Genomic DNA, 21,822 nt, shown 5'->3' with positions numbered 1-21,822 from the left:
TGCGGTGAGGTTTAAGAGGTCAGCCCACCGGTCAGGGTCGGCAGGTCGAGCGGACGGAAACCGTAATGCGAGAGCCAGCGGATATCGGCCTCGAAGAAGGGCCGCAGGTCCGGCATGCCGTATTTCAGCATGGCGATGCGATCGATGCCCATGCCCCAGGCGAAGCCCTGATAGACGTCCGGATCGAGCCCGCAATTCCTGAGCACGTTCGGGTGGACCATGCCGCAGCCGAGGATCTCGAGCCAATCTTCGCCCTCGCCGAAGCGGATCTCACCGTCCTTGCGCGAGCACTGGATATCGACCTCGGCCGAAGGCTCGGTGAAGGGGAAGAAGGACGGCCGGAAGCGCATCTTGACGCCCTCGACCTCGAAGAACGCCTTGCAGAACTCTTCCAGCACCCATTTCATGTGGCCGAAATGGGTCTTCTTGTCGATGACGAGCCCCTCGACCTGATGGAACATCGGCGTGTGGGTCTGATCGGAATCCATGCGGTAGGTCCGGCCCGGGCAGATCACCCGGATCGGCGGCTCCTGCGACATCATCGTGCGCACCTGGACCGGCGAGGTATGGGTGCGCAGCAGCTTGCGCTCGCCATTGGCATCCGGCGCGAAGAAGAAGGTGTCGTGCATCTCGCGGGCGGGATGGCCGACCGGGAAGTTCAGCTTGGTGAAGTTGAGATCGTCGGTCTCGACATCCGGGCCTTCGGCGACCGCGAAGCCCATATCGCCGAAGATCGCGGTGATCTCGTCGATGACCTGGCTGATCGGGTGGATGCGCCCGCGCGCCTCCGGCCCCTCGCGCACCGGCAGCGAGATGTCGAGCCGCTCGCTCGCCAGCCGCGCTTCCAGCGCCGCCTCGCCGAGCGCGTCCTTGCGGGCGGAGAGCGCCTGCTGGACGACATCGCGCAGGCCGTTGATGCGCGGCCCCTGCTCCTTGCGCTCATCCGGTGTCATCGTGCCGAGCGTCTTCAGCAGCGCCGAGACCGAGCCTGACTTGCCCAGCGCCGCGATGCGCAGCTGCTCGAGCGCCGTCTCGTCGCCGGCCGCCTCGATCTCCCCGACCAGGGAATCGCGAAGGGTGTTGATGTCGTTCATGCCAATTCAGCCTGTTTGCGAGGCACCTTCTAGGGGCTCCGGCAGGCGGATGCCAGTCCCAATCACGCTGGCAAAGCATCCTGCTCATGCGGTTTTCGGCGACGGCGCCACTCTACCATCCGCTTCATGACAATCCCGTCGCAATCATGCTTGCACTCCAGGCGAGGGGCGACAGGAGCTGCCCGGCACGGCTATGCAGGGCCAACGACGGAGACGACGAGCATGCCCGACAATACCGCCCAGAAGAATTCGCCCTCCTACCGGGTCGCCGCGCTCGACCGGGACTTCCTCCTCGGCGACTCGACGCGCGGGGCGCGCTTCATGCTCGAATACCAGAAGGCCGAGGACGCCCTGCGGGCCCGCGGCATCGTCTCGACCATCGTCGTCTTCGGCTCGGCGCGGGTGCGCGAGGGCAATCCCTGGTACGAGGCGGCGCGGGCGTTCGGCAAGATCGCCTCGGAGCGCGGCGGCGCGCTCGACGGCAAGGAGAGCGGCCGGCACCATGTCATCGCCACCGGCGGCGGGCCCGGCATCATGGAGGCCGCCAACCGCGGAGCGACGGAGGCAGGCGCGGTCTCGATCGGCTTCAACATCACCCTGCCGCACGAGCAGGAGCCGAATGCCTGGTCGACGCCGGACCTGACCTTCCGCTTCCATTATTTCGCGATGCGCAAGATGCACCTCGCCATGCGGGCGGCGGCGCTGGTGGTCTTTCCCGGCGGCTTCGGCACACTCGACGAGCTCTTCGAGATCATGACGCTGGTGCAGACCGGGAAGATGCCGCCGGTGCCGATCGTGCTCTACGACAGCGCCTACTGGCAGGGACTGATCAACCTCGAACGCATGCGGGAGGCCGGCTTCATCCGGCCCGAGGACCTCAAGCTGTTCTGCTATGCCGACAGCCCCGAGGAAGCCTACCAGCGCATCGTCGACGGCGCCGGCGAGAGCTGGACGCCGAAGGCGGTCGAGAAGGTGCAGACTTAGGCGGTCCCGCACCTCGACGTCATGGTCGGGCTTGTCCCGACCATCCACGACTTTGCTTCAGTGATAGAACACGGCGTTCAAGACGTAGATACTCGGCACAAGGCCGAGCATGACGGCGAGCCTAAACAAAAAGGCCGGCGTTTCCGCCGGCCTTTTGTATTCCGATCAGGCAAGTCCGCTCAGGCGGCCTTGGCTTCCGCGCCGAGCGCGCCCTTGACCGTCTCGACCACCGCGGCGAAGGCAGCAGCGTCGTCGATGGCGAGGGCCGACAGGGTCTTGCGATCGAGCTCGAGGCCCGCCTTGGCGAGACCGCCGATGAACAGCGAGTAGGTCAGGCCATGCTCGCGCACCGCAGCGTTCAGACGCTGGATCCAGAGCGCGCGGAAGGTGCGCTTCTTGTTCTTGCGGTCGCGATAGGCGTACTGCATCGAGCGATCGACAGCCGCCTTGGCGGCGCGGATCGTATTCTTGCGGCGGCCATAGAAGCCCTTGGCGGCCTTGAATGTCTTCTTGTGCTTGGCGTGGGACGTAACGCCCCGTTTCACGCGAGCCATGATTGATCTCCGGAAAAGTTAGGGGCGTCAGCCGTTGGGGAGGAAGTACTTCTTCACGTTGGCGGCATCGCCTTCGAAAAGAACGTTCGTCCCACGGTGATTGCGGAGCTGCTTGTTGGTCCGCTTGATCATCCCGTGACGCTTGCCGGCCTGGGCGTAGAGCACCTTGCCGGTTCCGGTGACCTTGAACCGCTTCTTGGCGGCCGATTTAGTCTTCATCTTGGGCATTTCAGCTCCTCATAGGTCGCGAGCGCGAACAATGCGCCGCTTCAATTTTGCTTTGGGAAGCAAAGTACGATCGCCACGGCAGCCCTTATCAGCCGGGCGATCGAAGGTGGCGCCTATGACAGAAAAGCCGCGCCCTTGCAAGCGCGGCCTTCCTTTCGGCTCAGGCGAGGGCCGGTTCGGGCTCGCGCCGCGGCTCCGCGATCAGGCAGAAGCCGACCGCGACGATCGCCAGCGCCGAGAACCCACCGGCCACCGAGACATAGAAGCCGGTGCTCGCGCCATAGAGGTCGATCAGCCAGCCCGAGGCGGCCGAGCCCGCCGCCATGCCGATGCCCATGCCGGTCATCACCCAGGTGATGCCCTCGGTCAGCTTCGCGGCCGGCACATGCCGCTCGACCAGCGCCATCGCGACGATGACGGTCGGCGAGATCGAGGCGCCGGCGATGAACAGCACGATGCCCAGCATCCAGAGCGACGACACGATCAGCAGTGGCAATGTCGTTGCCGCGGCAAGCCCGATCGCGAGCAGCAATTGCGTGGCGAGCGGCATGCGCAGGCGAAGTGCTCCGAACACAAGTCCGGTGATGAACGAGCCGGCGGCATAGGCCGCGAGCGCGAGACTCGCCGCAGCCTTGTTGCCCTGCGCCTCGGCGAAGGCGACCGCGGTGACCTCGGCCGTGCCGAAGACCACACCGAGCGCGACCATCAGCAGGGCGATGATCTGCACCGGCACCAGGCGGATGGCGGAACTGCTGGCGCCGACGCCCTGTGCGTGTACCGGCGGCTCGGTCGCGCGCTGCGCCACGAACAGGGCCATGCCGACGGCGAGCATGATCGTCGCCGCGAGCGGCCCGGCCTCCGGGAACCAGATGACGCTGAGGCCGATCGAGATCACCGGGCCGAGCATGAAGATGACTTCGTCGATGACCGATTCGAAGGCGAAGGCGGTGCGCAGATGCGGCGTATCGCGATAGATCTCGGTCCAGCGGGCGCGCACCATCGCCATCATGCTCGGCTCGAGCCCGGCGAGAGCGGCAAAGAGGAAGAGCACCCAGATCGGTGCCTCCAGGCGCGTCGCCAGCATCAGCCCGATCAGCGCGACAATGGTCGCGAGCGTCGCGGGAATCAGTACCTTGCTCTGGCCGTGCCGGTCGACCAGCCGCGAGATCTGCGGCGCGATCAACGCATTGGAGAACGCGAAGGTCGCGGCGACGCCACCGGCAAGCCAGTACTGGCCCCGCGCCTGGGAGAGCATCGTGACGATGCCGATCGTCAGCATCGAGAATGGCATGCGGGCGAGGAAGCCGGCGGCTGAAAAGCCGATCGTGCCGGGAGCCCGGAAAATCTCGCGATAGGGGTTAGGCATGGACGTCTCCGTCACATCGAAGCGCAATCTGGAAGCGCAATTGACATACGTTGCGTATGTGACATGAGTAGTTACATACGGAACGTATGTCAATTCACATACGGAGCGTATGCGAAAGGGACATGGATGATGCGCAAGCCGCGCAGCCAGATGATCGCCGAGACGCGGGCGAAGCTGATCGCAGCGGCGCGCGCCGCCTTCGGCACGGTCGGCTATGCCGAGACTTCAATGGATGATCTCACCGCCTCGGCCGGGCTGACGCGCGGGGCGCTCTACCATCATTTCGGCGACAAGAAGGGTCTGCTGGTCGCGGTTATCACCGAGATTGACGGCGAGATGAACGCACATATGCGGGAGGTCACCGCGAAGGCGTCCGATCCCTGGATCGGCTTTCGCGACGAATGCACCGCCTATATCGAGCTGGCACTCGACCCGGAGATCCAGCGCATCATGCTGCGCGACGGCCCGGCCGTACTCGGCGATCCCTGGGACTGGCCGACGCTGAGCGAGTGCATCCGCTCGATGACCGAGAGCATGGCAAAGCTGGCCGAAAGCGGCATCGTTGGTCCGATCGATCCCGAAGCCGCCGCCCGGCTGATCGCCGGGGCGACGCAATATGCGGCACAATGGATCGCGAACGCGCCCGATCCGAAAGCGACCTCGCGCAAGGCGATCGACGCCTTCAACCTGATGCTCGACGGGCTGCTCGTGCGGCGCTGAACGAAGCTCCGAGTGATGCAGCAACTGGCGCTCAGGCCAGAAACAAATGTTTCATATTACCTGAATTAGAGATTCTGTTTCACATTCCAATTTGCCCTGCTAAGGTCCAGCGCATGGACAAGCCCGGCCTGACGGCGAGCCTCAGCGAGAGCTTCGAGCAATTGCCGCAGCAATTGCAGACGGCGGCGCGCTGGGTGCTCGACCATCCGGCCGATGTCGCGCTGCTGACCACGCGCGAGCAGGCCAAGCGCGCCGGCCTGTCGCCAGCCACCCTCACCCGGCTGGCGCAGCGCTTCGGCCTCAAGGGCTATGACGAGTTGCGCGCCGTCCATGCGGCGGCGCTGCGGCGGCGGCCGGAGGGCTTTGCCGGCCGCGCCGGTGAGCTGATGCAGCGCCATGGCGAAGAGGGCCCGGGTGCGATCGCGCAGGACATGTTTGCGGCGCTGGCCGAGCATCTGAAAGCGCTGCGCGAGCCGCAGGCGCTCATCCGCTTCGAACAAGCTGCCGATCTGCTCAGCGAAGCACAGACCGTGTTCTGCTTTGGCCTGCGCTCTGCCTTCCCGGCCGCCTTCATGCTCGACTATATCCGCGACCTGATCGGCGCCGGCTCCGTGCTCGCCGACGGCGCCGGCGGGCGCGGCATCGATGCGCTGCGCCGGATCGGGCCGGGCGATGCGCTCTTTGCCGTCTCGGTCGCGCCCTATACGCGCCTGACCGTGCAGGCCGCCGAGATCGCCAGAGAGCGCGGCGCAAAGGTCGTGGCGCTGACCGACAGCATGCTCTCGCCTCTGGCTACGCTCGCCGATATAGCGCTGCTGGTCAGGACCGAGACGCCCTCCTTCTTCCATACGATGACGCCGGCCTTCGCCGCAGTCGAATGCCTGGCGGCGCTGATGACGGCACGCAAGGGCGAGGCCGCGCTCGACGCAATCGCCCGTCATGAGGCCACACTCGACGCGGCCGGCACCTTCCTCACTCCCCGATCCACCAGGCGAGGCCATCGATGAGCCACATCCTGCATCGCATGCTGAGCAAGACCTATCCGACCGCGGCCGGCGGTGAGGGCATGATGCTGCGCGACCGTGATGGGCGCGAGCATATCGACGCCTCGGGCGGCGCCGCCGTTTCCTGCCTCGGTCACGGCCATCCCGACGTACTGGCGGCGATGCATGCGCAGATCGACAAGCTCGCCTATGCCCATACCAGCTTCTTCACCACCGACGCCGCCGAGGAGCTCGCCGACCATCTGATCGCGCGGGCGCCGGCCGGCATGGAGAGCGTCTACTTCTGCAGCTCGGGCTCGGAGGCGATCGAGGCCTGCCTGAAGCTGGCCCGGCATTATTTTGTCGAGAAGGGCGAGGCGCGCCGCGTCAACTTCATCTCGCGGCGGCAGAGCTATCACGGCATCACGCTGGGGGCGCTTTCGGTCGGCGGGCGGATGAAGGACCGTGCGCCCTTCGCTGAGATGCTGATGCAGGGTCATCACATCGCGCCCTGCTACGAGTATCGCGGCCGGCAGGCCGACGAGACCAGCGAGGAATACGCGCTGCGCGTCGCCGACGAGCTCGAGGCGAAGATCCTGGAGCTCGGCCCGGAGACGGTCTGCGCCTTCGTCGCCGAGACGGTGGTCGGCGCGACGCTCGGCGCCGTTCCGGCCGCGCCCGGCTATTTCAAGCGCATCCGCGAGATCTGCGACCGGCATGGCGTGCTGCTGATCCTCGACGAGGTGATGAGCGGCATGGGCCGCACCGGTACGCTGCACGCCTGCGAGCAGGAGGGCATCGCGCCCGACCTGATGGCGATCGCCAAGGGGCTGGGCGGCGGCTATGCGCCGATCGGCGCCATGCTGGCGTCGAAGCGAGTCGTCGAGGCGGTCCGGCAGGGCTCGGGCGTCTTCCCGCACAGCCAAACTTACGTGGGCCATCCCCTCGCCTGCGCCGCCGCGCTCGCGGTGCAGCAGGTGATCGAGCGCGACGATCTCCTCGCCAATGTCCGCAAGCAGGGTGCGCGGCTGGAGCAGCGCCTGCGCGAGCGCTTCGGCAACCACCACCATGTCGGCGACATCCGCGGACGCGGCCATTTCTGGGGCGTCGAGATCGTCGCCGACCGCTCGACCAGGACGCCCTTCGATCCCGCCCTGAAGCTCAACGCCAGGATCAAGCAGGCGGCGCAGGAGCGCGGCCTGCTGATCTATCCGATGGGTGGAACGGCCGACGGCACCGCCGGCGACCATGTCCTGCTGGCACCGCCCTTCATCATCGACGCCGCAACCGTCGACACCATCGTCGAACGCCTGGGCGACGCGCTCGATGCAAGCTTGGCCTCGGCCCGACCGGCCTGAGGTCTAACCACAATCCGGGCCGGCAGAGCCCGGTGCTTCCACAACAGGGGAACCACCATGAAGCACTTGAAACACGTACTCTTTGCGGGGCTCGCCACGCTCGGCTTCGTCGGGGCGGCCGGCGCCCAGACCGGCACGCTCGAGCGCGTCAAGGCACGCGGCGAGCTGATCTGCGGCAACCATATCGCCCTGCCCGGCTTCGGCATCCAGGGGCCGGACGGGCGCTGGGACGGGCTCGACATCGACCTCTGCCGCGCCGTCGCGACGGCGATCTTCAACGACCCGAACAAGGTCAAGTTCATCCCGACGACGCCGCAGATGCGCTTCGTCGTGGTGCAGTCGGGCGAGGTCGACATGCTCGCCCGCAACGCGACCTATACGATGTCGCGCGACACCACGGCCGGCATGTCCTGGCCGATCATCAACTATTTCGACGGCCAGGGCTTCATGGTGCGCAAGTCGCTGGGGGTCGCCGAGGCGAAAGGCTTGAACGGCGCCTCGATCTGCGTGACCCAGGGGACGACGACCGAGCTCAACCTCGCCGACTTCTTCCGTGCCAACAAACTAAAATACGAGATCATCGGCTTCGCCACCAACGAAGAAGGCGTGAAGGCGCTGGAGGCCGGGCGTTGCGACGCCTTCACCACCGACACGTCGGGCCTTGCCGCCGAGCGGCTGAAATTCTCCAAGCCGGACGATTTCGTCATCCTGCCGACGCTGATTTCGCGCGAGCCGCTCGGCCCGGCGGTGAAGCGCGGCGACGAGAGCTGGGTCGCGCTGGTGAAATGGGTGCACTACGCCATGCTCAACGCCGAGGAGCTCGGCGTGACCAAGGCCAATGTCGACGAGCAGCTGAAGTCGGGGAATCCCGAGATCAAGCGCCTGCTCGGCGTCGAGGGCAAGTTCGGCGAGGGCCTCGGCCTGAGCAATGACTGGGCCTATCGCGTCATCAAGCACATCGGCAATTACGGCGAGAGCTTCGAGCGCAATGTCGGCACGGGCTCCAAGCTGCAGTTGAAGCGCGGGCTGAACGACCTCGCCTCCAAGGGCGGGCTGCAATACCCGCACCCCATCCGCTGATGCGGATCGCGCTGATCCACGCGCTGCGCCATTCGCCGCCTCCGATCGAGGCGGCGTTCGCGCGGTTGTGGCCTGAGGCCACGCTGATGAACCTGCTCGACGACAGCCTCTCGGCCGATCTCTCCAAGGACGGGCGGATCACCGAGGCCATGACCGGGCGCTTCCTCAGCCTCGCCAGCTATGCGCGGGCGACCGGAGCCGACGGCATCCTCTTCACCTGCTCGGCCTTCGGCCCCTGCATCGAGGCGGTGCAGCGCGCGCTTGCCCCCCTGCCCGTGCTGAAGCCGAACGAGGCGATGATCGAGGAAGCCGAGGCGATCGGCGGCCGGATCGGCCTGCTCGCCAGCTTCGGACCGACGCTGCAATCGATGCCGCCGGAATTTCCGGGGTCGCTCACGGTCAAGCCGAAACTCGCCGAGGGCGCGCTCGCCGCGCTCGATCGCGGTGACGCGGCCGAGCACGACCGGCTGGCCGCGCTGGCGGCCACTGATCTGGCGGAGTGCGATGCGATCGCGCTGGCGCAGTTCAGCCTGGCACGGGCGGCGACCACGGTCGCAGCCGCGACGGGCAAGCCGGTGCTGACGACGCCGGACAGCGCAGTCAGGAAGCTGAAGCGCCTGCTCGGCCAATAGGCCCTGCCTGACACTGGCCCGTCATGCTAGATTGGCGGGACAGGCCCGGCGGATGGTTCAACGGCCATCCGGAACCGATGCGGCGACAAGCCGGCCGCCGTAGGCAGCTTCCGACGAAAGGCCGGGCCTTTCGGGGAGAGCGCGATGACGACCTACATCATGCTGCTCAATTGGACCGACCAGGGCGCACGCAACCTCAAGGACTCGCCCACCCGTCTCGACGCGGCCAAGCAGGCGCTGAAAGACATGGGCGGCGACTTCAAGGCCTTCTTCATGACCATGGGCAAATACGACATGGTCGTGATCGGCGAGGCGCCGGACGATGCCGTGCAGGCGCGTTTCTGCCTGCAGCTCGCCATGCTCGGCAATGTTCGCACGGAAACGCTCAAGGCCTTCCCCGAAGCAGCCTATCGCGAGATCATCCGCTCGGTCAGCTAGACGTCACCGACATGACAAAGCCCGGCCGAAACGGCCGGGCTTTGTGAAAGTCAGGTTCGGGCGCAGTGCCTTCGGCAAGGCGCGCAAGCCTCGCCTTATTTCGGCGCGAGCACCATCACCATCTGGCGGCCTTCGAGCTGCCAGTCGCTCTCGACCTTGGCGACCTCGAGCGTATCGGCCTTGACGCGCTCCAGCACCTTCACGCCGAGGTCCTGGTGCGCCATCTCGCGGCCGCGGAAGCGCAGGGTGACCTTCACCTTGTCGCCTTCTTCGAAGAAGCCGTGCATCGCCTTCATCTTCACGTCGTAGTCGTGCTTGTCGATGCCGGGGCGAAGCTTGATTTCCTTGATCTCGATGGTGCGCTGCTTCTTGCGCGCCTCGGACGCCTTCTTCTGCTCGAGAAAGCGGAAGCGACCGTAATCGAGGATCTTGCAGACGGGCGGCACAGAATTGGGGGCGATCTCGACCAGATCGAGACCGGCATCCTCGGCAATCTTGAGCGCCTCGAAGAACGAGACCACGCCACGGTTGGCGCCGGTATCGTCGATGAGCTGGACGTCGCGGACGCCACGGATGTCGCGGTTGGCGCGAGGACCGTCCTTGACGGGGGCTGGTGCGGCACGGAAGGGACGACGAATGGCTGTATTCTCCTGTGAATGGCGCATCGCGCCGTTGGTGAGACACATTGCACAACGCGAAGCGTTGTCAATGGATCAGACAGTTTCAGCGCCCGAGCAGGGCGCAATAGACATCAAGTGTGTCATTGACCATCGAGGCCAATGAGAAGTGGCGCTCGACATGCAGCCTGGCGCGCCGCGCCAGCGCATCGCGAGCGGACGGCCTGAGCGCCAGCGCCTCGCGCAGGGCCTCGGCGAGTGCCGCCGCATCGTCGGGCGGGACATGCCAGCCGCTGCGCTCCTGCGGCGCAACCTGCGGCGGCGCCAGCACCGTCTCGGGCACGGCGCCGAGATTGGAGACGACGACCGGCGTGCCCATCGCCTGTGCCTCGACCGCGACACGGCCGAAAGCCTCGGGCTCGGTCGAGGGCACGGCGACGACGGCCGCGGCGAGGAAGGCGGCCGGCATGTCAGAGCAATGGCCGACACGGCGGACCCGGCCTTCGAGCTTGGCCTTGGCAATGGCGTCGTCGAGCTCGCGCACATAGCCGTCACGGCCCTGCGCATCGCCGGCGAGGATGAAGGCGGTGTCCTCGTCGCCGGCATCGCGGAGCTGGCGTGCCGCCTCGATCAGCACCTTCTGGCCCTTCCAGCCGGTGAGCCTGCCGGGCAGCAGCACGATGCGCTGATGCGGCTCGACGCCCCAGGCGCTGCGCAGCGCGCTGATCCGCTCCGGGTTCACGGCCGCCGGCGCGAAGGCGGAAAAGTCCGTGCCGCGATGGACGACGCGGATGCGGTCACGGGCGAAGCCGTGCCGGGCCCGGATCAGGTCGGCGGTGTAGCCGGAGTTGGCGATGACGACGTCGCTGCGCGCCATCACCGAATTGTACAGGTTCTTCACCGCCGAACGGGCATTGTAGGAGCCGTGATAGGTCGTGACGAAGGGCAGTTTCAACGCCCGCGTCGCCGCCAGCGCGACCCAGGCCGGCGCCCGCGAGCGGGCATGGACGAGGTCGACCCGCTCACGCTTGCAGAGCAGCGCGAAAGTCCGCACGTTGAGCAGCATCGAGACCGGGTTCTTGGCCGCCGCCGGAAACGGCAGCCAGATGCCGCCCTTGGCCTGCAGTTCGGCGACGAGCCGCCCGCCCTCCGTCGCGACCAGCGCCCGCGCGCCGACCTCGGTCAGCCCAGCAGCGATGTCGACCGCGGTCCGCTCGGCCCCGCCGGCTTCCAGCTCCGGGATGATCTGCAGCACGGTGCGCCCGGCCAGCGGATGCGTCTCGGTCGAAGGCAGGGACAATTGCGCGCCGGAACGCAGGGAAATGCTCACCGTTCGAAAGGGCCTTCTGCTAGACGACTCGCGGGTGTTATCGGAGCCGGAATGATCACTAAATCGGGCGGCATTACAGCAGGGACATGCCTGCTTTCGCCCGGTTCACCACAGGAGAGATTAGAGTGACGAGGCCGCAGCCGCAATTTCTGAGCGTCGGCGCAGGCAGCGAGCGCCGCGAAATCGCGGTGCTGGCGCAGGCCGGCAAGGGCCCGCCGGTGGTCTGGCTCGGCGGCCTGCGCTCGGACATGCGCGCCACCAAAGCCGAAGCGCTGGCGGCCTGGGCCGAGCGCTCAGGGCGTGCCTTCATCCGCTTCGACTATGCCGGTCACGGCGAATCGAGCGGCGACTTCGCGCAGTGGACGATGTCGCACTGGATCGAGGACGCGCAGGCGGTTCTGTCTGCGCATGCGCAAGGTCCAGCGGTCCTGGTCGGCTCGTCCATGGGCGGCTGGGTCGCGCTGCTGACGACGCTGAAGCTGCGCAAGACTGCGCCGCAACTCCAGCCCGCCGGCCTCGTGCTGATCGCGCCGGCCGTCGACTTCACCGAGGAGCTGATGTGGGCACAGATGCCGGAAGCGATCCGTGCAGCAATCATGACGGAGGGCGTCTGGCAGCGGCCGTCGGAATATTCGCCCGAACCGATGCCGATCACGAGGGCGCTGATCGAGGACGGCAGGCGCCATCTCCTGTTCGGGCAGCCGCTGGAGACCGGCTGCCCCGTCCATATCCTGCAAGGAATGAAGGATCCCGACGTGCCCTATGGCCAGGCGCTGAAGCTGGTCGAACATCTGCCGCACGATCCGGTCGTGCTGACCCTGATCAAGGACGGCGACCATCGCCTGTCGACACCGGACGACATCGAGCGTCTGGTGACAGCCGTCGCGGGGGTCGTACCCGCGACGGCCTGAAACAGGTTAGTGCAGGCTGACCATCCTGAGATCGTGCTCCCAAGCGTTGGCCGTTGCGGCCTCGAGGGAATCGGTCACCAGGATCGGTACGCCATCGGCCGCGAGCAGCGCGAAGAGCTGCAGGCCGGGCTCGATCTCCGGCGCCTGCGGAAAAATACGGGCCAGCTCATCCGACATAATCGGCTTGAGATAGGCGACCTGGCCGTTGCCGAGCGCGGCGAATTCAGCCGTGGTCAGGGGAGAGGTTCTGGTCTCAGTCATCGCGCCCTCCTTCAGAGCAGTGCGAGGCGGTTTGATTGTTGACTCCTGATCATGAACGGAAAGCAAACCGCATGCCCTCACGTACCGACCTTCTGTAGCCCTCAGGGGCCTAGTCGCGGCTCATGATATCGATACGCCGGACGAGCCGTTCCGGTTCCGGACGGGCCAGATCGATTGCGAGCAGCCCGTTCGAGAGATCAGCCCCCAGGACCTGCATGCCGTCGGCGAGCAGGAAGGAGCGCTGGAACTGCCGCGCGGCGATGCCGCGATGCAGGAAATGGCGCGTCTTGTCGTCGACCTGACGGCCGCGGATGGTCAGCTGGTTTTCCTCCAGCGTGATCTCGAGCTGGTCGCGCGAGAACCCGGCCACCGCGAGCGTGATCCTGAGCTTGTCGGGCTCATCCTCGGTGCGCGGCATGCGCTCGATATTGTAGGGCGGATAGCCATCGCCGGCGCCTTTGGCGACCCGGTCGAGAGCCCGCTCGATATCGTCGAAGCCGAGCAGGAAGGGATGCGACAGACTAGGCGGACGCGTCATCACGAAGCCCTTTGAAAGGCGCCTCTGGAACTACCGGAGCCCGCTTGCGCAGCGCCCCGTACGCGAAAGGCGAACCCAACCGCGTAAGCAGGATATGGCGAGCAGCGCGGCGCGCCGCAAGTCCTGTGGACCGCCGCCTCAGTCCAGCGCGGCGATCGCCTCGATCTCGATCAGAAGGCGCGGGTCGACCAGGGCGGTGACCCCGACCATGGTGCTCGCCGGAAAGGGGCCGTCGCCGAGATATTTCATCCGCACCTTGCGCACGGCGACCGCTTTCTCGGTCGAGAGGTCGACGACATAGGTCACCAGCTTGAACACCTTGGTGAAGTCTGTCCCGGCCGCGGCCAGGGCGGCAGCGAGATTGGCGTAAACCTGCTCGGCCTGGGCGGCGATATCGCCCTCCCCGACCACCTTGCCCATCGGGTCGTAAGCGACCTGGCCGGAGACATGCACCTGCTTGCCTGCCTCGACAATCGCGAGGTGCGAGTAGCCGGTCGGCGGCGAGAGCGAGGCGGGGCTGACGAGATCGATCTTGCTAGGCATGGGCGAGCTCCCGAAGCTGGCGGCTCCCGGCCGCCGGGCCGGCAAGCTAGGCCAGCGCAGGGCGCTCGCGCAATCGGCTGCAGTACAGCCGCGCCTTGGCAGTGCCCGGCGCTCTCTCCGGGAGCGCTACCGGTCTTCCGACATCGTCACGCGAAGAGGGCTCCCGCGTCGGGCGTATACTTGGAGAGCTTATCGCGATCGATGGTGACGCCGAGGCCCGGCAGATCGGGGATGGTCAACCAGCCTTCCGCATCGAGATCGAAGGGCTTGGCGAGGATACCGTCGACATAAGGGCTGCCGCCGATGAACTCGACCAGATCGGCGTCGGGGAAGGCCGTGGCCATCTGCAGGTCGGCGGCGAGGCCGAGCGCGGTGTTCCAGCCATGGCCGACATATTTGATGCCGAGATCATAGGCCATCCAGGCGATGCGGCGCTGCTCGGAAATGCCGCCGACCTTGGTGACATCGGGCTGGACGATATCGACCGCGCCGGTGGTCAGCCAGGGAATGAAATTCTGACGCCGGGTCAGCACTTCGCAGCCGGCGATCGGCACCGGCGAGGAGCGGCGCAGCTCCCGGTAGTCGTCGATCGCATCCGGCCGCACCGGCTCCTCGAACCAGCCGACCTCGTAGTCGGCCAGCATCTCGGCGGTGCGCTTGGCCCATTTCAATCCATGCGGCCAGAGCGCGTCACTGGCGCCGGCATCGACGAAGAGTTTTGAGCGCTCGCCGGCGGCCTCGCGCGCGGCGCGCACGATCGCCTCGTCGAGCCTGGTGTCGAGCGCCCGGCCGAACGGCCCCCAGCCGATCTTGAAGGCGGAGAAGCCCTTGTCACGATAACTCGCGACCACATCCCGCATCGCGTCCGGCTCCTCCATCAGCAGCGAGCAATAGGGCTGGACGCGCTCGCGATAGCGGCCGCCGAGCAGCCGTCCGACGCTGAGGCCGGTCGCCTGACCGAGGATGTCCCAGAGCGCGATGTCGATGCCGCTGATCGTGTGCGTCAGCGTGCCACCGCGGCCCATCCAGAAGGTGTTCTGGTGCAGCTTCTCGCTGACGAAGTCGGGCGAGAGCGCATCCGCGCCGAGGAAGAGCGGCTCCAGCACCTTGAGCCCGGCCTGGACCAAGCGCCCGTCGGTGAAGACGCTGCCATAGCCGGTGATGCCCTGGTCGGTATGGACCGCGATCAGGGCATGGATCGAATCCTCCGGCCGGATCTCGGCCGACCAGCCGCCCTTCGGGCTCTCACCGAAGAGCGGGGCGGCTTCGATGCGGGTGATCCTGAAGGGCGGCAACCCTGCCGGCCGGCTGCCCGTGCGCGTCTGCGGAAGAGCCTGGTCGTTCACTGTGCGTCCCTTTCCCTGCGGCGCCTGGCGACGATGGCCTCGTAATCCATCGCGTGGTTCATCACGGTGATGTGCTCGTCGAGCGTGCGTCCGATCGCCTCGATATCCCCGGCCTCGAACACGGCGAGCAGGTCGACATGCTCCTCGACCACGCCGGCCATCGGCTTGCCGAAGGTGGCGAGGCCGAAAATGATCGTGCATTGCGGCGCCAGCGTCTCCCAGAGGTCGAGCGTGACACTGTTGCCGCCGAGCCGGCAGAGCGCGCGGTGGAAGCGCGTATCGGCGACGGCGACGCCATAGGCGCTGCCGCGCGCCGCCATCAGCTCCATCTCGGCGACGGCGCTGCGCAATTCATCGAGATGGCTGCCGCGATTGCGGCCGGCGGCGACGGCACGGGCCGTGGCGCTGGCCTCGAGCGCGATGCGGGCCTCGATCAGGTCAGAGACGCGCTCATTGGTGACCGGGCGCAGCCTGATGCCCTTATAGGGCTCGCTGACCACGACGCCCTGGCTTTCCAGCAGGCGCAGCGCTTCGCGGACGGGTACGCGGCTGACCCCCAGCTTGCGGGCAAGGTCGACCTCGACGATGCGATCGCCCGGCAGGATCAATCCGGCGGCGGCGCCGGCGATGATCGCCTCGATCGCGTGGTCGACGAGAGTCTGCGGCTGGAGCGGCTGCCAGTCCGGAGCCGGCGCCCCTGCCCGTTCCACTGCTGCCACCTCGCTCGCTGCCTCGCGTCCACCAGTCTCCGGCATTCGAATCTCTCTCGCTTGACACTTCGTATGATCGTATACAATCATACGATAACGAGAGCAAGAAGGGGCTTGCCGATGACATCCACCAGCCGGGTTCGCTGCGAGATCGACTTCGAAGCGAGCGGCCGTCAGGCCGGTTATCTGCGCGCGCCGCTCTCCCGCAACACCTCCGGCTGGGGCGTCGTCGAGATCCCGATCATCAGCGTGAAGAACGGCCTTGGCCCGACGATCCTGTTCACCGGCGGCGTGCATGGCGACGAGTACGAGGGCCCGATCGCGATCTCGCGGCTCGCCCGCAGCCTCGACCCCGCTGCGATCCAGGGCCGCGTCATCATGATCCCGGCGCTCAACATCCCGGCGGTGATGAACGACACCCGGCTTTCGCCGGTCGACAACCGCGACATGAACCGCTGCTTTCCCGGTAATCCGAAGGGCACCTTCTCGGAAATGCTGGCGCATTTCGTCGATGCGGTGCTGCTGCCGCTGGTCGACGTCTCCGTCGATCTGCACACGGCGGGCCATTCCGGCGATTCCGCACTCTCAACCAATATGCACTATGTCACCGATCCCGACTTGCGCGAGCGCACCATGGCGGCGGCAGCCGCCTTCGGCGCGCCCTACAATGTCGTGTTCTGGGGCGTCGACGAAGGCGCCACGCTGACCTCCTCAGTGGAGCGGCGCGGCATCCTCTCGCTCGGTACCGAGCTCGGCGGCTGGGGCCGCGTCAATGTCGAGGGCGTGCGCATCGCCGACCGGGCGCTGACCAATATCCTCAAGCATTTCGGGCTGATGGAGGGCACGCCGGAGACGCGCCAGCGCGACGGTTCTCCCGGCACGCGCCACATGATGGTGCGCGATTCAGCCGGCTACTCCTTTGCGCCCGCCGGCGGGCTGTTCGAGCCGCGCAACGTCGTCGGCGACGCCTGCCGGGCGGGAGATCTCGCCGGCTACCTGCACTTCGTCGAGGACATCGACCGCGCCCCGCTGGAGGTGCGCTACCGCCGCGACGGCGTGCTGTGGATGTCGGCGGGGCCAGGCCGCGTTCAGCGCGGCGACGCCGTGGCCGTGCTGATGGAGGATTACGACGCGCTGCGCGCCGCCGCCTGACCGACTTCGTGCCTGACCATCAATCCGGAGGGGAGAAGAACATGGCAAAGCACAGCTTTCTGGCCGCAACCATCGCCGCGGCTTTTGCCCTGGGAGGGGCTCAAGCCGCACTGGCCCAACGCAAGGGCGGCGAGGTCGCGATCGGCATCAGTCAGGCGCCGCCCTCGCTCGATGCCCAGATCACCTCGGCGCAGGCCGCGCGCAACGTCACCCTGCACATCTTCGAGACGCTCTACGCGCGCGACGAGAACGCCAAGCCGGTGCCGGAGCTGGCCGAAGGCGTCACGATCTCGCCGGACGGCAAGAGCTATGTCTTCCCGATCCGCAAGGATGTGACCTTCCACAACGGCAAGAAGCTCGATGCCGGCGACGTCGTCGCCTCGCTCGAACGCTACCGCAAGATCGGCGCCTCGCCCGCGCTCGTCGCCGCGATCGACACGGTCAAGGCGAGCGGCGAGCACGAGGTCACGGTCACGCTGAAGCAGGCGCAGTCGACCTTCCTCGACAACCTGTCGTCGCCGCGCGCACCGATCGCGATTTATCCGGCGAGCGAGGCCGCCAAGGAGGCCGGCAAGATCGAGATCATCGGCACCGGCCCCTACAAGTTCGTCGAGTACAGGCCGGACAGCCATGTGAAGCTCATCCGCTATGACGGCTATGCGCCCAATCCGAAGGGCACCGGCCGCGACGGCTTCGCCGGCAAGAAGGAAGCCTTCCTCGACGCCGTGACCTTCCGTTTCATGCCCGAGGGCGGCGCCCGCACCGCCGCGCTCGAAGCCGGGCAGATCCAGTTCAACGAGACCGTCGACGGGCCGACGGCGAAGCGGCTGACCAGCGACACGCGCTTCACCATCCACAAGGTGATGCCGTTCGGCCTGCAGGTGATCAAGTTCAACCAGGCGCAGCCGCCGGCCAACGACGTCAACTTCCGCCTCGCGGTGCAGGCGGCGCTCGACATGGAGGAGATCATGGCGATCTCCTATGCCGACATCTACCAGATGGACCCGAGCTGGCTCTATCCCGGCGCCGCCTTCCACTCGGCGGTCGGCAGCGACAAGTACAACAAGGCCGACCTGAAGCTCGCCAAGGAGCTGCTCGGCAAGTCTTCCTACAAGGGCGGCAAGGTCACCTTCATCGTCGACAACCTGCGCGCCAATGTCGACACTGCTACCGTGGTGCAGCAGAAGCTGAAGGAGATCGGCATCGAGGTCGACATCGCCGTCTCCGACTGGCCGACCGTCTCGAAGATCGGCTTCACCCCGACGAACTGGACCTTCTGGACCCATGGCTTCGGCATCGAGCCCTATGAGGGACCGGGCTCGGTGATGGCGCCCTGGGTGAACGGCCTGTCCCAGCAGGCCAAGGACCCGGAGATCGACCGCATCGCCGCCGCCTTCAATGCCGAGCAGGACGAGGGCAAGCGCAAGGCGCTCTACGACGCCTTCCAGAAGCACATGTACGACGCGGCCGTCGCAATGAAGGCCGGCAATTACGGGGTCTTCCAGGCCTCGACGGCCAAGCTCAAGAACTTCAAGCCCTATCGCATCCCGCGGATGTGGGGCGTCTGGCTCGAGCCGTGAGCACGAGCGCCTGAACCCAAGCTTGCGGGATAGCCCGCAGGCAGCGCCGGTGGCGATGGCTGCCGCCACTTCGATCCCTGAGGAGCGGCATGGGAAGTTTCCTGATCCGCCGGCTCGCGGGCGCCTTCCTCGTGCTCGCGCTGGTTTCGCTGATGTCCTTCGCGCTGATCTGGCTGGTGCCAGGCGATCCGGCGGCGGCCTTTCTCGACGCCTCGGCGACGCCGGAGCAGATCGCCACGCTGCGCAGCGCGCTCGGGCTCGATCTGTCGCTGCCGCAGCAGATGCTGGGCTGGTACGGGCGGATCCTGAGCGGCGATCTCGGCCAGTCGATCCTGCTCAACCGTTCGGTCAGCGCCGCGCTGATCGAGCGCCTGCCGGTGACGCTGGCGCTGGCGGCACTGGCGCTCGCCTTCGCGGTCGTGGTCGGCGTCACCGCCGGCCTCGTCGCGGCGGTCAACCATAATCGCTGGCCCGACCAGGCGGTGATGACCGCGGCGCTGCTCGGCCTGTCGGTTCCGGATTTCTGGCTCGGCCTGGTGATGGTGCTCGTCTTCGCGGTCTCGCTCGGCTGGTTGCCGAGCGGCGGCTTCACGTCCTTCACGCAATCGCCGGGCGAGTGGCTGCGTTGCATGATCCTGCCGGCGCTGACGCTGGGGCTGGTCCAGGTCGGCTTCATCGCCCGGATGGCGCGCGCCTCGATGCTCGATACGCTCGGCCAGGACTATGTCCGGACCGCCGATGCCAAGGGCCTGGCCAAGCTGCGCGTCGTGCTCGGCCATGCCTTGCCCAACGCCCTGATCCCGATCCTCACGGTGATCGGCATCGTCTCCGGTGCACTGCTCGGCGGGGCCGTCATCGTCGAGCAGGTCTTCTCGATCCCGGGGATCGGCCGGCTGATCGTCGGCGCCATCGCCGCGCGCGATTTTCCGGTGCTGCAGGGTGGGCTCCTGTTCCTCGCCGTCGTCTATCTCTCGATCAACCTCGTGGTCGATATCCTCTATGCCGTCGTCGATCCGCGGGTGAGACTGGCATGAGCGCGGCTGAACCGCTCGTCGGCCGCGCTGCCCTGCGGCGCCTGCTGCGCCATCGCTCCTTTATGATCGGGGGCGTGCTGGTGCTCGCCATGGTGCTGGTCGCGCTCGCCGCCGACCTGCTCACGCCCTTCGATCCGCTGCGCAGCAATATCCGTGCGCGGCTGGTCGCGCCGGACGCCGCCCACTGGTTCGGCACCGACCATTTTGGCCGCGACATCCTCTCGCGCGTGATGATCGGGGCGCGCATCTCGCTCGCCATCGGAGCGCTGACGGCGATCCTTGCCGGCATTGCCGGGACGCTGAGCGGCGCGGTCGCCGGCTTCTTCCCGCGCCTCGACCAGCCGATCATGCGGGTGATGGACGCGCTGATGGCCTTCCCCTCGATCGTGCTCGCCATGGTCGTCTCGGCCGTGCTCGGCGCATCGCTGACCAATGTCGTGATCGCGCTCGCCATCGCGACGACGCCGCACACCGCCCGGATCGTGCGCGCCTCGGTGCTGCTGGAGCGGGAGCTGGACTATGTCTCGGCGGCGCGCGCGATCGGCGCCGGCGAAATGACGATCCTGTTCAAGCATGTGCTGCGCAACGCGGCCGGGCCGCTGATCGTGCGATTGACCTATGTCTTCGCCATCGCGGTGCTGGCCGAGGCGGCCTTGTCGTTCGTCGGTGCCGGGCCGCCGCCGCCGGCCGCCTCCTTCGGCTCGATCATCGCCCAGGGCCGCGACTTCATGCGCGAGGCGCCGTGGATCACGGTGTTCCCCGGCCTCGCCATCATCGTCTGCGTGCTCGGCCTCAACCTGCTCGGCGATGGCCTGCGCGACGTGCTCGACCCCCGTCTGAAATTCTGACCCGCCGGAGCCTGCGATGAAACGCATCCTGATCGCCGACTGCAAGCAGGAGATCTCGTCCTTCAACCCGCTACCGTCGGGATATGACGACTTCCTGATCCGCCATGGCGAGGGGCTCTACGAGCAGCGCGGCAAGAACCAGGAACTCGGCGGCGCGCTCGCAGTGTTCGAGGCGCGGCCGGACATCGAGATCGTGCCGACGATCTGCGCGCGCGCCGGCAGTGCCGGGCTGCTCTCGGCCGAAGGCTGGAAGAAGCTCTCCGATGAGATTCTGACGGCGATCTTCGCAGGGCTCGATGGCATCGACGGGATCTATGTCTCGCTGCACGGCGCGATGGGCGCCGATGGCGAGCTCGATCCGGAAGGTTACCTGCTGGAGAAGCTGCGCGAGCGCGTCGGGCCGGAGATGCCGATCGTCATCTCGCTCGACCTGCACGGCATCCTGACCGACCGGATGCTGCGCCAGGTCGACGGCTTTGCGCTCTACTGGACCTATCCGCATGTCGACTTCGCCGATACCGGGCGGCGCGCCGCCGAATTGCTGCTGAAGCTGATGGAAGGCGGGGTGAAGCCGGTCGCGGCCCGTGTCGTCATCCCCGCGCTGGTCCGCGGCGACGAGCTAATCACCAAGACCGGCTGCTATGGCGAACTGCTCGCCGAATGTCGCCGGCTCGAGGAAGAGGGCAGCGTGCTTGCAGCCGGCATCATGATCGGCAACCCCTTCACCGACGTGCCGGAACTGTGCTCGCAGGTGCTGGTCCTCACGGATGGTGACCGCGCCATCGCCGAGCGCGAGGCAACGAGACTGGCGCAGGAGTTCTGGCCCTTGCGCTTCCGCATGCAGGGCAAGCTCGTGCCGCTGGAGCGCGCCATCGCACAGGCGCGCAGCATAGACGGGCCGGTGATCTTCACCGATGCGGCCGACGCGACCTCCTCGGGTGCCTCTGGCGACAGCAATGCGATCCTCGCCGGGCTGCGCGCGGCCGGCTACGGCAAGCGCGTGCTGGCCCAGATCGTCGATGCGGCGGCTGCGGCTGCGGCGCATGCGGCTGGTGTCGGGGCGAGCCTCTCGCTGACGCTCGGCGGCTCGATCGATCCGGCCCGCTTTCCGCCGATGCCGGTGACCGCGACGGTCAAGCTGCTCTCGGACGGCGAGGCCTCGCTCGAGACGATGAAGGCGCCGCTCCGGGCCGGCCCGACAGCGGTGCTGACCTATGACAACGTCACCGTCGTGGTGATGAGCCGTTCGGTCAGCCTGTTCGACCGGGCGATGTACTACGCCAACGGGCTCGACCCCGAGGATTTCGACCTGATCGTGGTGAAGTCGCCGCACACCGAATTCCACATGTACGACCAATGGTGCGCCCGCAATTTCAACGTCGATGCACCCGGCGCGACCTCGGCGAACCTCCGGAGTCTCGGCCACCGCATCTGCGCCCGTCCGGTCTATCCGCTCGACGACGACGTCAGCTTCGCGCCGCGCGCGACGATCTACGAACTGTGAGGACCATGCCT

At 66.9% G+C, this 21,822-nt stretch carries 24 protein-coding genes; 13 read left to right on the top strand and 11 right to left on the bottom strand.

What is annotated here, in order from left to right; genetic code table 11:
- Positions 1–11: 11 nt before the first annotated feature.
- Complete coding sequence (gene pheS, locus AC07O0_RS02800) at positions 12–1,094, bottom strand: phenylalanine--tRNA ligase subunit alpha (RefSeq protein WP_494619827.1); 1,083 nt, start codon at positions 1,092–1,094, stop codon at positions 12–14.
- A gap of 222 nt (positions 1,095–1,316) precedes the next feature.
- Here pheS and AC07O0_RS02795 point away from each other — a divergent pair, with 222 nt between their 5' ends.
- Positions 1,317–2,078 carry an LOG family protein gene (locus AC07O0_RS02795; RefSeq protein WP_494619825.1) on the top strand — a complete coding sequence of 254 codons (762 nt, stop codon included), beginning with the start codon at positions 1,317–1,319 and terminating at the stop codon, positions 2,076–2,078.
- 179 nt (positions 2,079–2,257) lie between these two features.
- Here AC07O0_RS02795 and rplT read toward each other — a convergent pair whose 3' ends face one another.
- The 3 genes from rplT to AC07O0_RS02780 all read right to left on the bottom strand — a co-directional run bounded on the left by rplT (position 2,258) and on the right by AC07O0_RS02780 (position 4,226).
- On the bottom strand, positions 2,258–2,632 hold the full coding sequence (rplT, locus tag AC07O0_RS02790) for a 50S ribosomal protein L20 (protein WP_057187775.1): 375 nt from the start codon (positions 2,630–2,632) through the stop codon (positions 2,258–2,260).
- Between the two features lie 27 nt (positions 2,633–2,659).
- Entirely contained in the window at positions 2,660–2,860 is a 201-nt protein-coding gene (gene rpmI, locus AC07O0_RS02785) for a 50S ribosomal protein L35 (protein ID WP_091831700.1), read from the bottom strand.
- Between the two features lie 160 nt (positions 2,861–3,020).
- Positions 3,021–4,226: an MFS transporter gene (locus AC07O0_RS02780; RefSeq protein WP_494619822.1), complete on the bottom strand. Its 1,206-nt coding sequence runs from the start codon at positions 4,224–4,226 to the stop codon at positions 3,021–3,023.
- Between the two features lie 129 nt (positions 4,227–4,355).
- On the opposite strand from AC07O0_RS02780, the gene AC07O0_RS02775 reads away from it, so the two are divergent.
- The 6 genes from AC07O0_RS02775 to AC07O0_RS02750 all read left to right on the top strand — a co-directional run bounded on the left by AC07O0_RS02775 (position 4,356) and on the right by AC07O0_RS02750 (position 9,437).
- A complete protein-coding gene (locus AC07O0_RS02775) occupies positions 4,356–4,946 on the top strand; it encodes a TetR/AcrR family transcriptional regulator (protein WP_494619820.1) in 591 nt (196 codons plus the stop codon).
- Between the two features lie 113 nt (positions 4,947–5,059).
- On the top strand, positions 5,060–5,953 hold the full coding sequence (locus tag AC07O0_RS02770) for a MurR/RpiR family transcriptional regulator (protein WP_494619818.1): 894 nt from the start codon (positions 5,060–5,062) through the stop codon (positions 5,951–5,953).
- Complete coding sequence (locus tag AC07O0_RS02765; RefSeq protein WP_494619816.1) at positions 5,950–7,287, top strand: aspartate aminotransferase family protein; 1,338 nt, start codon at positions 5,950–5,952, stop codon at positions 7,285–7,287. Before AC07O0_RS02770 ends, AC07O0_RS02765 begins: the two co-directional genes overlap by 4 nt.
- Positions 7,288–7,353: 66 nt before the next feature.
- Positions 7,354–8,367 (top strand): amino acid ABC transporter substrate-binding protein, encoded by a 1,014-nt coding sequence (locus AC07O0_RS02760; RefSeq protein ID WP_494620650.1) that lies wholly within the window; start codon positions 7,354–7,356, stop codon positions 8,365–8,367.
- Positions 8,367–8,999 (top strand): aspartate/glutamate racemase family protein, encoded by a 633-nt coding sequence (locus tag AC07O0_RS02755; protein WP_494619815.1) that lies wholly within the window; start codon positions 8,367–8,369, stop codon positions 8,997–8,999. Before AC07O0_RS02760 ends, AC07O0_RS02755 begins: the two co-directional genes overlap by 1 nt.
- A gap of 144 nt (positions 9,000–9,143) precedes the next feature.
- Complete coding sequence (locus AC07O0_RS02750; RefSeq protein WP_494619813.1) at positions 9,144–9,437, top strand: GYD domain-containing protein; 294 nt, start codon at positions 9,144–9,146, stop codon at positions 9,435–9,437.
- A gap of 95 nt (positions 9,438–9,532) precedes the next feature.
- On the opposite strand, the gene infC is transcribed toward AC07O0_RS02750, so the two are convergent.
- Together infC and AC07O0_RS02740 are read right to left on the bottom strand one after the other, a co-directional pair.
- On the bottom strand, positions 9,533–10,102 hold the full coding sequence (gene infC, locus AC07O0_RS02745) for a translation initiation factor IF-3 (protein WP_454026325.1): 570 nt from the start codon (positions 10,100–10,102) through the stop codon (positions 9,533–9,535).
- Positions 10,103–10,160: 58 nt separating this feature from the next.
- Positions 10,161–11,384, bottom strand: a complete 1,224-nt coding sequence (locus AC07O0_RS02740; protein WP_494619811.1) for a glycosyltransferase — start codon at positions 11,382–11,384, stop codon at positions 10,161–10,163.
- A 125-nt stretch (positions 11,385–11,509) separates the two neighbouring features.
- Between AC07O0_RS02740 and AC07O0_RS02735 the strand changes: the two genes are divergently transcribed.
- Positions 11,510–12,295 carry an alpha/beta hydrolase gene (locus AC07O0_RS02735; RefSeq protein WP_494619810.1) on the top strand — a complete coding sequence of 262 codons (786 nt, stop codon included), beginning with the start codon at positions 11,510–11,512 and terminating at the stop codon, positions 12,293–12,295.
- Between the two features lie 6 nt (positions 12,296–12,301).
- Here the strand turns inward: AC07O0_RS02735 and AC07O0_RS02730 are convergent, their stop codons facing one another.
- From AC07O0_RS02730 to AC07O0_RS02710, 5 genes are all read right to left on the bottom strand, one after another.
- On the bottom strand, positions 12,302–12,556 hold the full coding sequence (locus tag AC07O0_RS02730) for a BQ00720 family protein (protein WP_454026327.1): 255 nt from the start codon (positions 12,554–12,556) through the stop codon (positions 12,302–12,304).
- 109 nt (positions 12,557–12,665) lie between these two features.
- Positions 12,666–13,094 carry an Hsp20 family protein gene (locus tag AC07O0_RS02725; RefSeq protein ID WP_091831716.1) on the bottom strand — a complete coding sequence of 143 codons (429 nt, stop codon included), beginning with the start codon at positions 13,092–13,094 and terminating at the stop codon, positions 12,666–12,668.
- A gap of 138 nt (positions 13,095–13,232) precedes the next feature.
- Complete coding sequence (locus AC07O0_RS02720) at positions 13,233–13,637, bottom strand: RidA family protein (RefSeq protein WP_494619809.1); 405 nt, start codon at positions 13,635–13,637, stop codon at positions 13,233–13,235.
- 146 nt (positions 13,638–13,783) lie between these two features.
- Positions 13,784–14,983: a mandelate racemase/muconate lactonizing enzyme family protein gene (locus tag AC07O0_RS02715; protein ID WP_494619807.1), complete on the bottom strand. Its 1,200-nt coding sequence runs from the start codon at positions 14,981–14,983 to the stop codon at positions 13,784–13,786.
- Positions 14,980–15,738: a GntR family transcriptional regulator gene (locus AC07O0_RS02710; protein ID WP_494619806.1), complete on the bottom strand. Its 759-nt coding sequence runs from the start codon at positions 15,736–15,738 to the stop codon at positions 14,980–14,982. The genes AC07O0_RS02715 and AC07O0_RS02710 overlap by 4 nt, the downstream gene beginning before the upstream one ends.
- 75 nt (positions 15,739–15,813) lie before the next feature.
- Here AC07O0_RS02710 and AC07O0_RS02705 point away from each other — a divergent pair, with 75 nt between their 5' ends.
- The 5 genes from AC07O0_RS02705 (at position 15,814) to AC07O0_RS02685 (ending at position 21,811) form a co-directional block, all read left to right on the top strand.
- Positions 15,814–16,845, top strand: a complete 1,032-nt coding sequence (locus AC07O0_RS02705) for a succinylglutamate desuccinylase/aspartoacylase family protein (protein WP_494619805.1) — start codon at positions 15,814–15,816, stop codon at positions 16,843–16,845.
- Positions 16,846–16,886: 41 nt separating this feature from the next.
- On the top strand, positions 16,887–18,425 hold the full coding sequence (locus AC07O0_RS02700; RefSeq protein WP_494619804.1) for an ABC transporter substrate-binding protein: 1,539 nt from the start codon (positions 16,887–16,889) through the stop codon (positions 18,423–18,425).
- A gap of 89 nt (positions 18,426–18,514) precedes the next feature.
- The gene (locus tag AC07O0_RS02695; RefSeq protein WP_494619802.1) at positions 18,515–19,459 is read left to right on the top strand and encodes an ABC transporter permease; all 945 of its coding nucleotides are present in this window, start codon (positions 18,515–18,517) and stop codon (positions 19,457–19,459) included.
- A complete protein-coding gene (locus AC07O0_RS02690) occupies positions 19,456–20,307 on the top strand; it encodes an ABC transporter permease (protein ID WP_494619801.1) in 852 nt (283 codons plus the stop codon). Before AC07O0_RS02695 ends, AC07O0_RS02690 begins: the two co-directional genes overlap by 4 nt.
- Before the next feature lie 16 nt (positions 20,308–20,323).
- On the top strand, positions 20,324–21,811 hold the full coding sequence (locus tag AC07O0_RS02685) for a M81 family metallopeptidase (RefSeq protein WP_494619799.1): 1,488 nt from the start codon (positions 20,324–20,326) through the stop codon (positions 21,809–21,811).
- Positions 21,812–21,822: the final 11 nt, after the last annotated feature.

The sequence above is a fragment of the Allobosea sp. GW821-FHT10B12 genome (assembly GCF_059415545.1).
The sequence above is the reverse complement of the archived record's forward strand: the minus strand, read 5'-3'. Positions and strand labels throughout refer to the sequence as shown.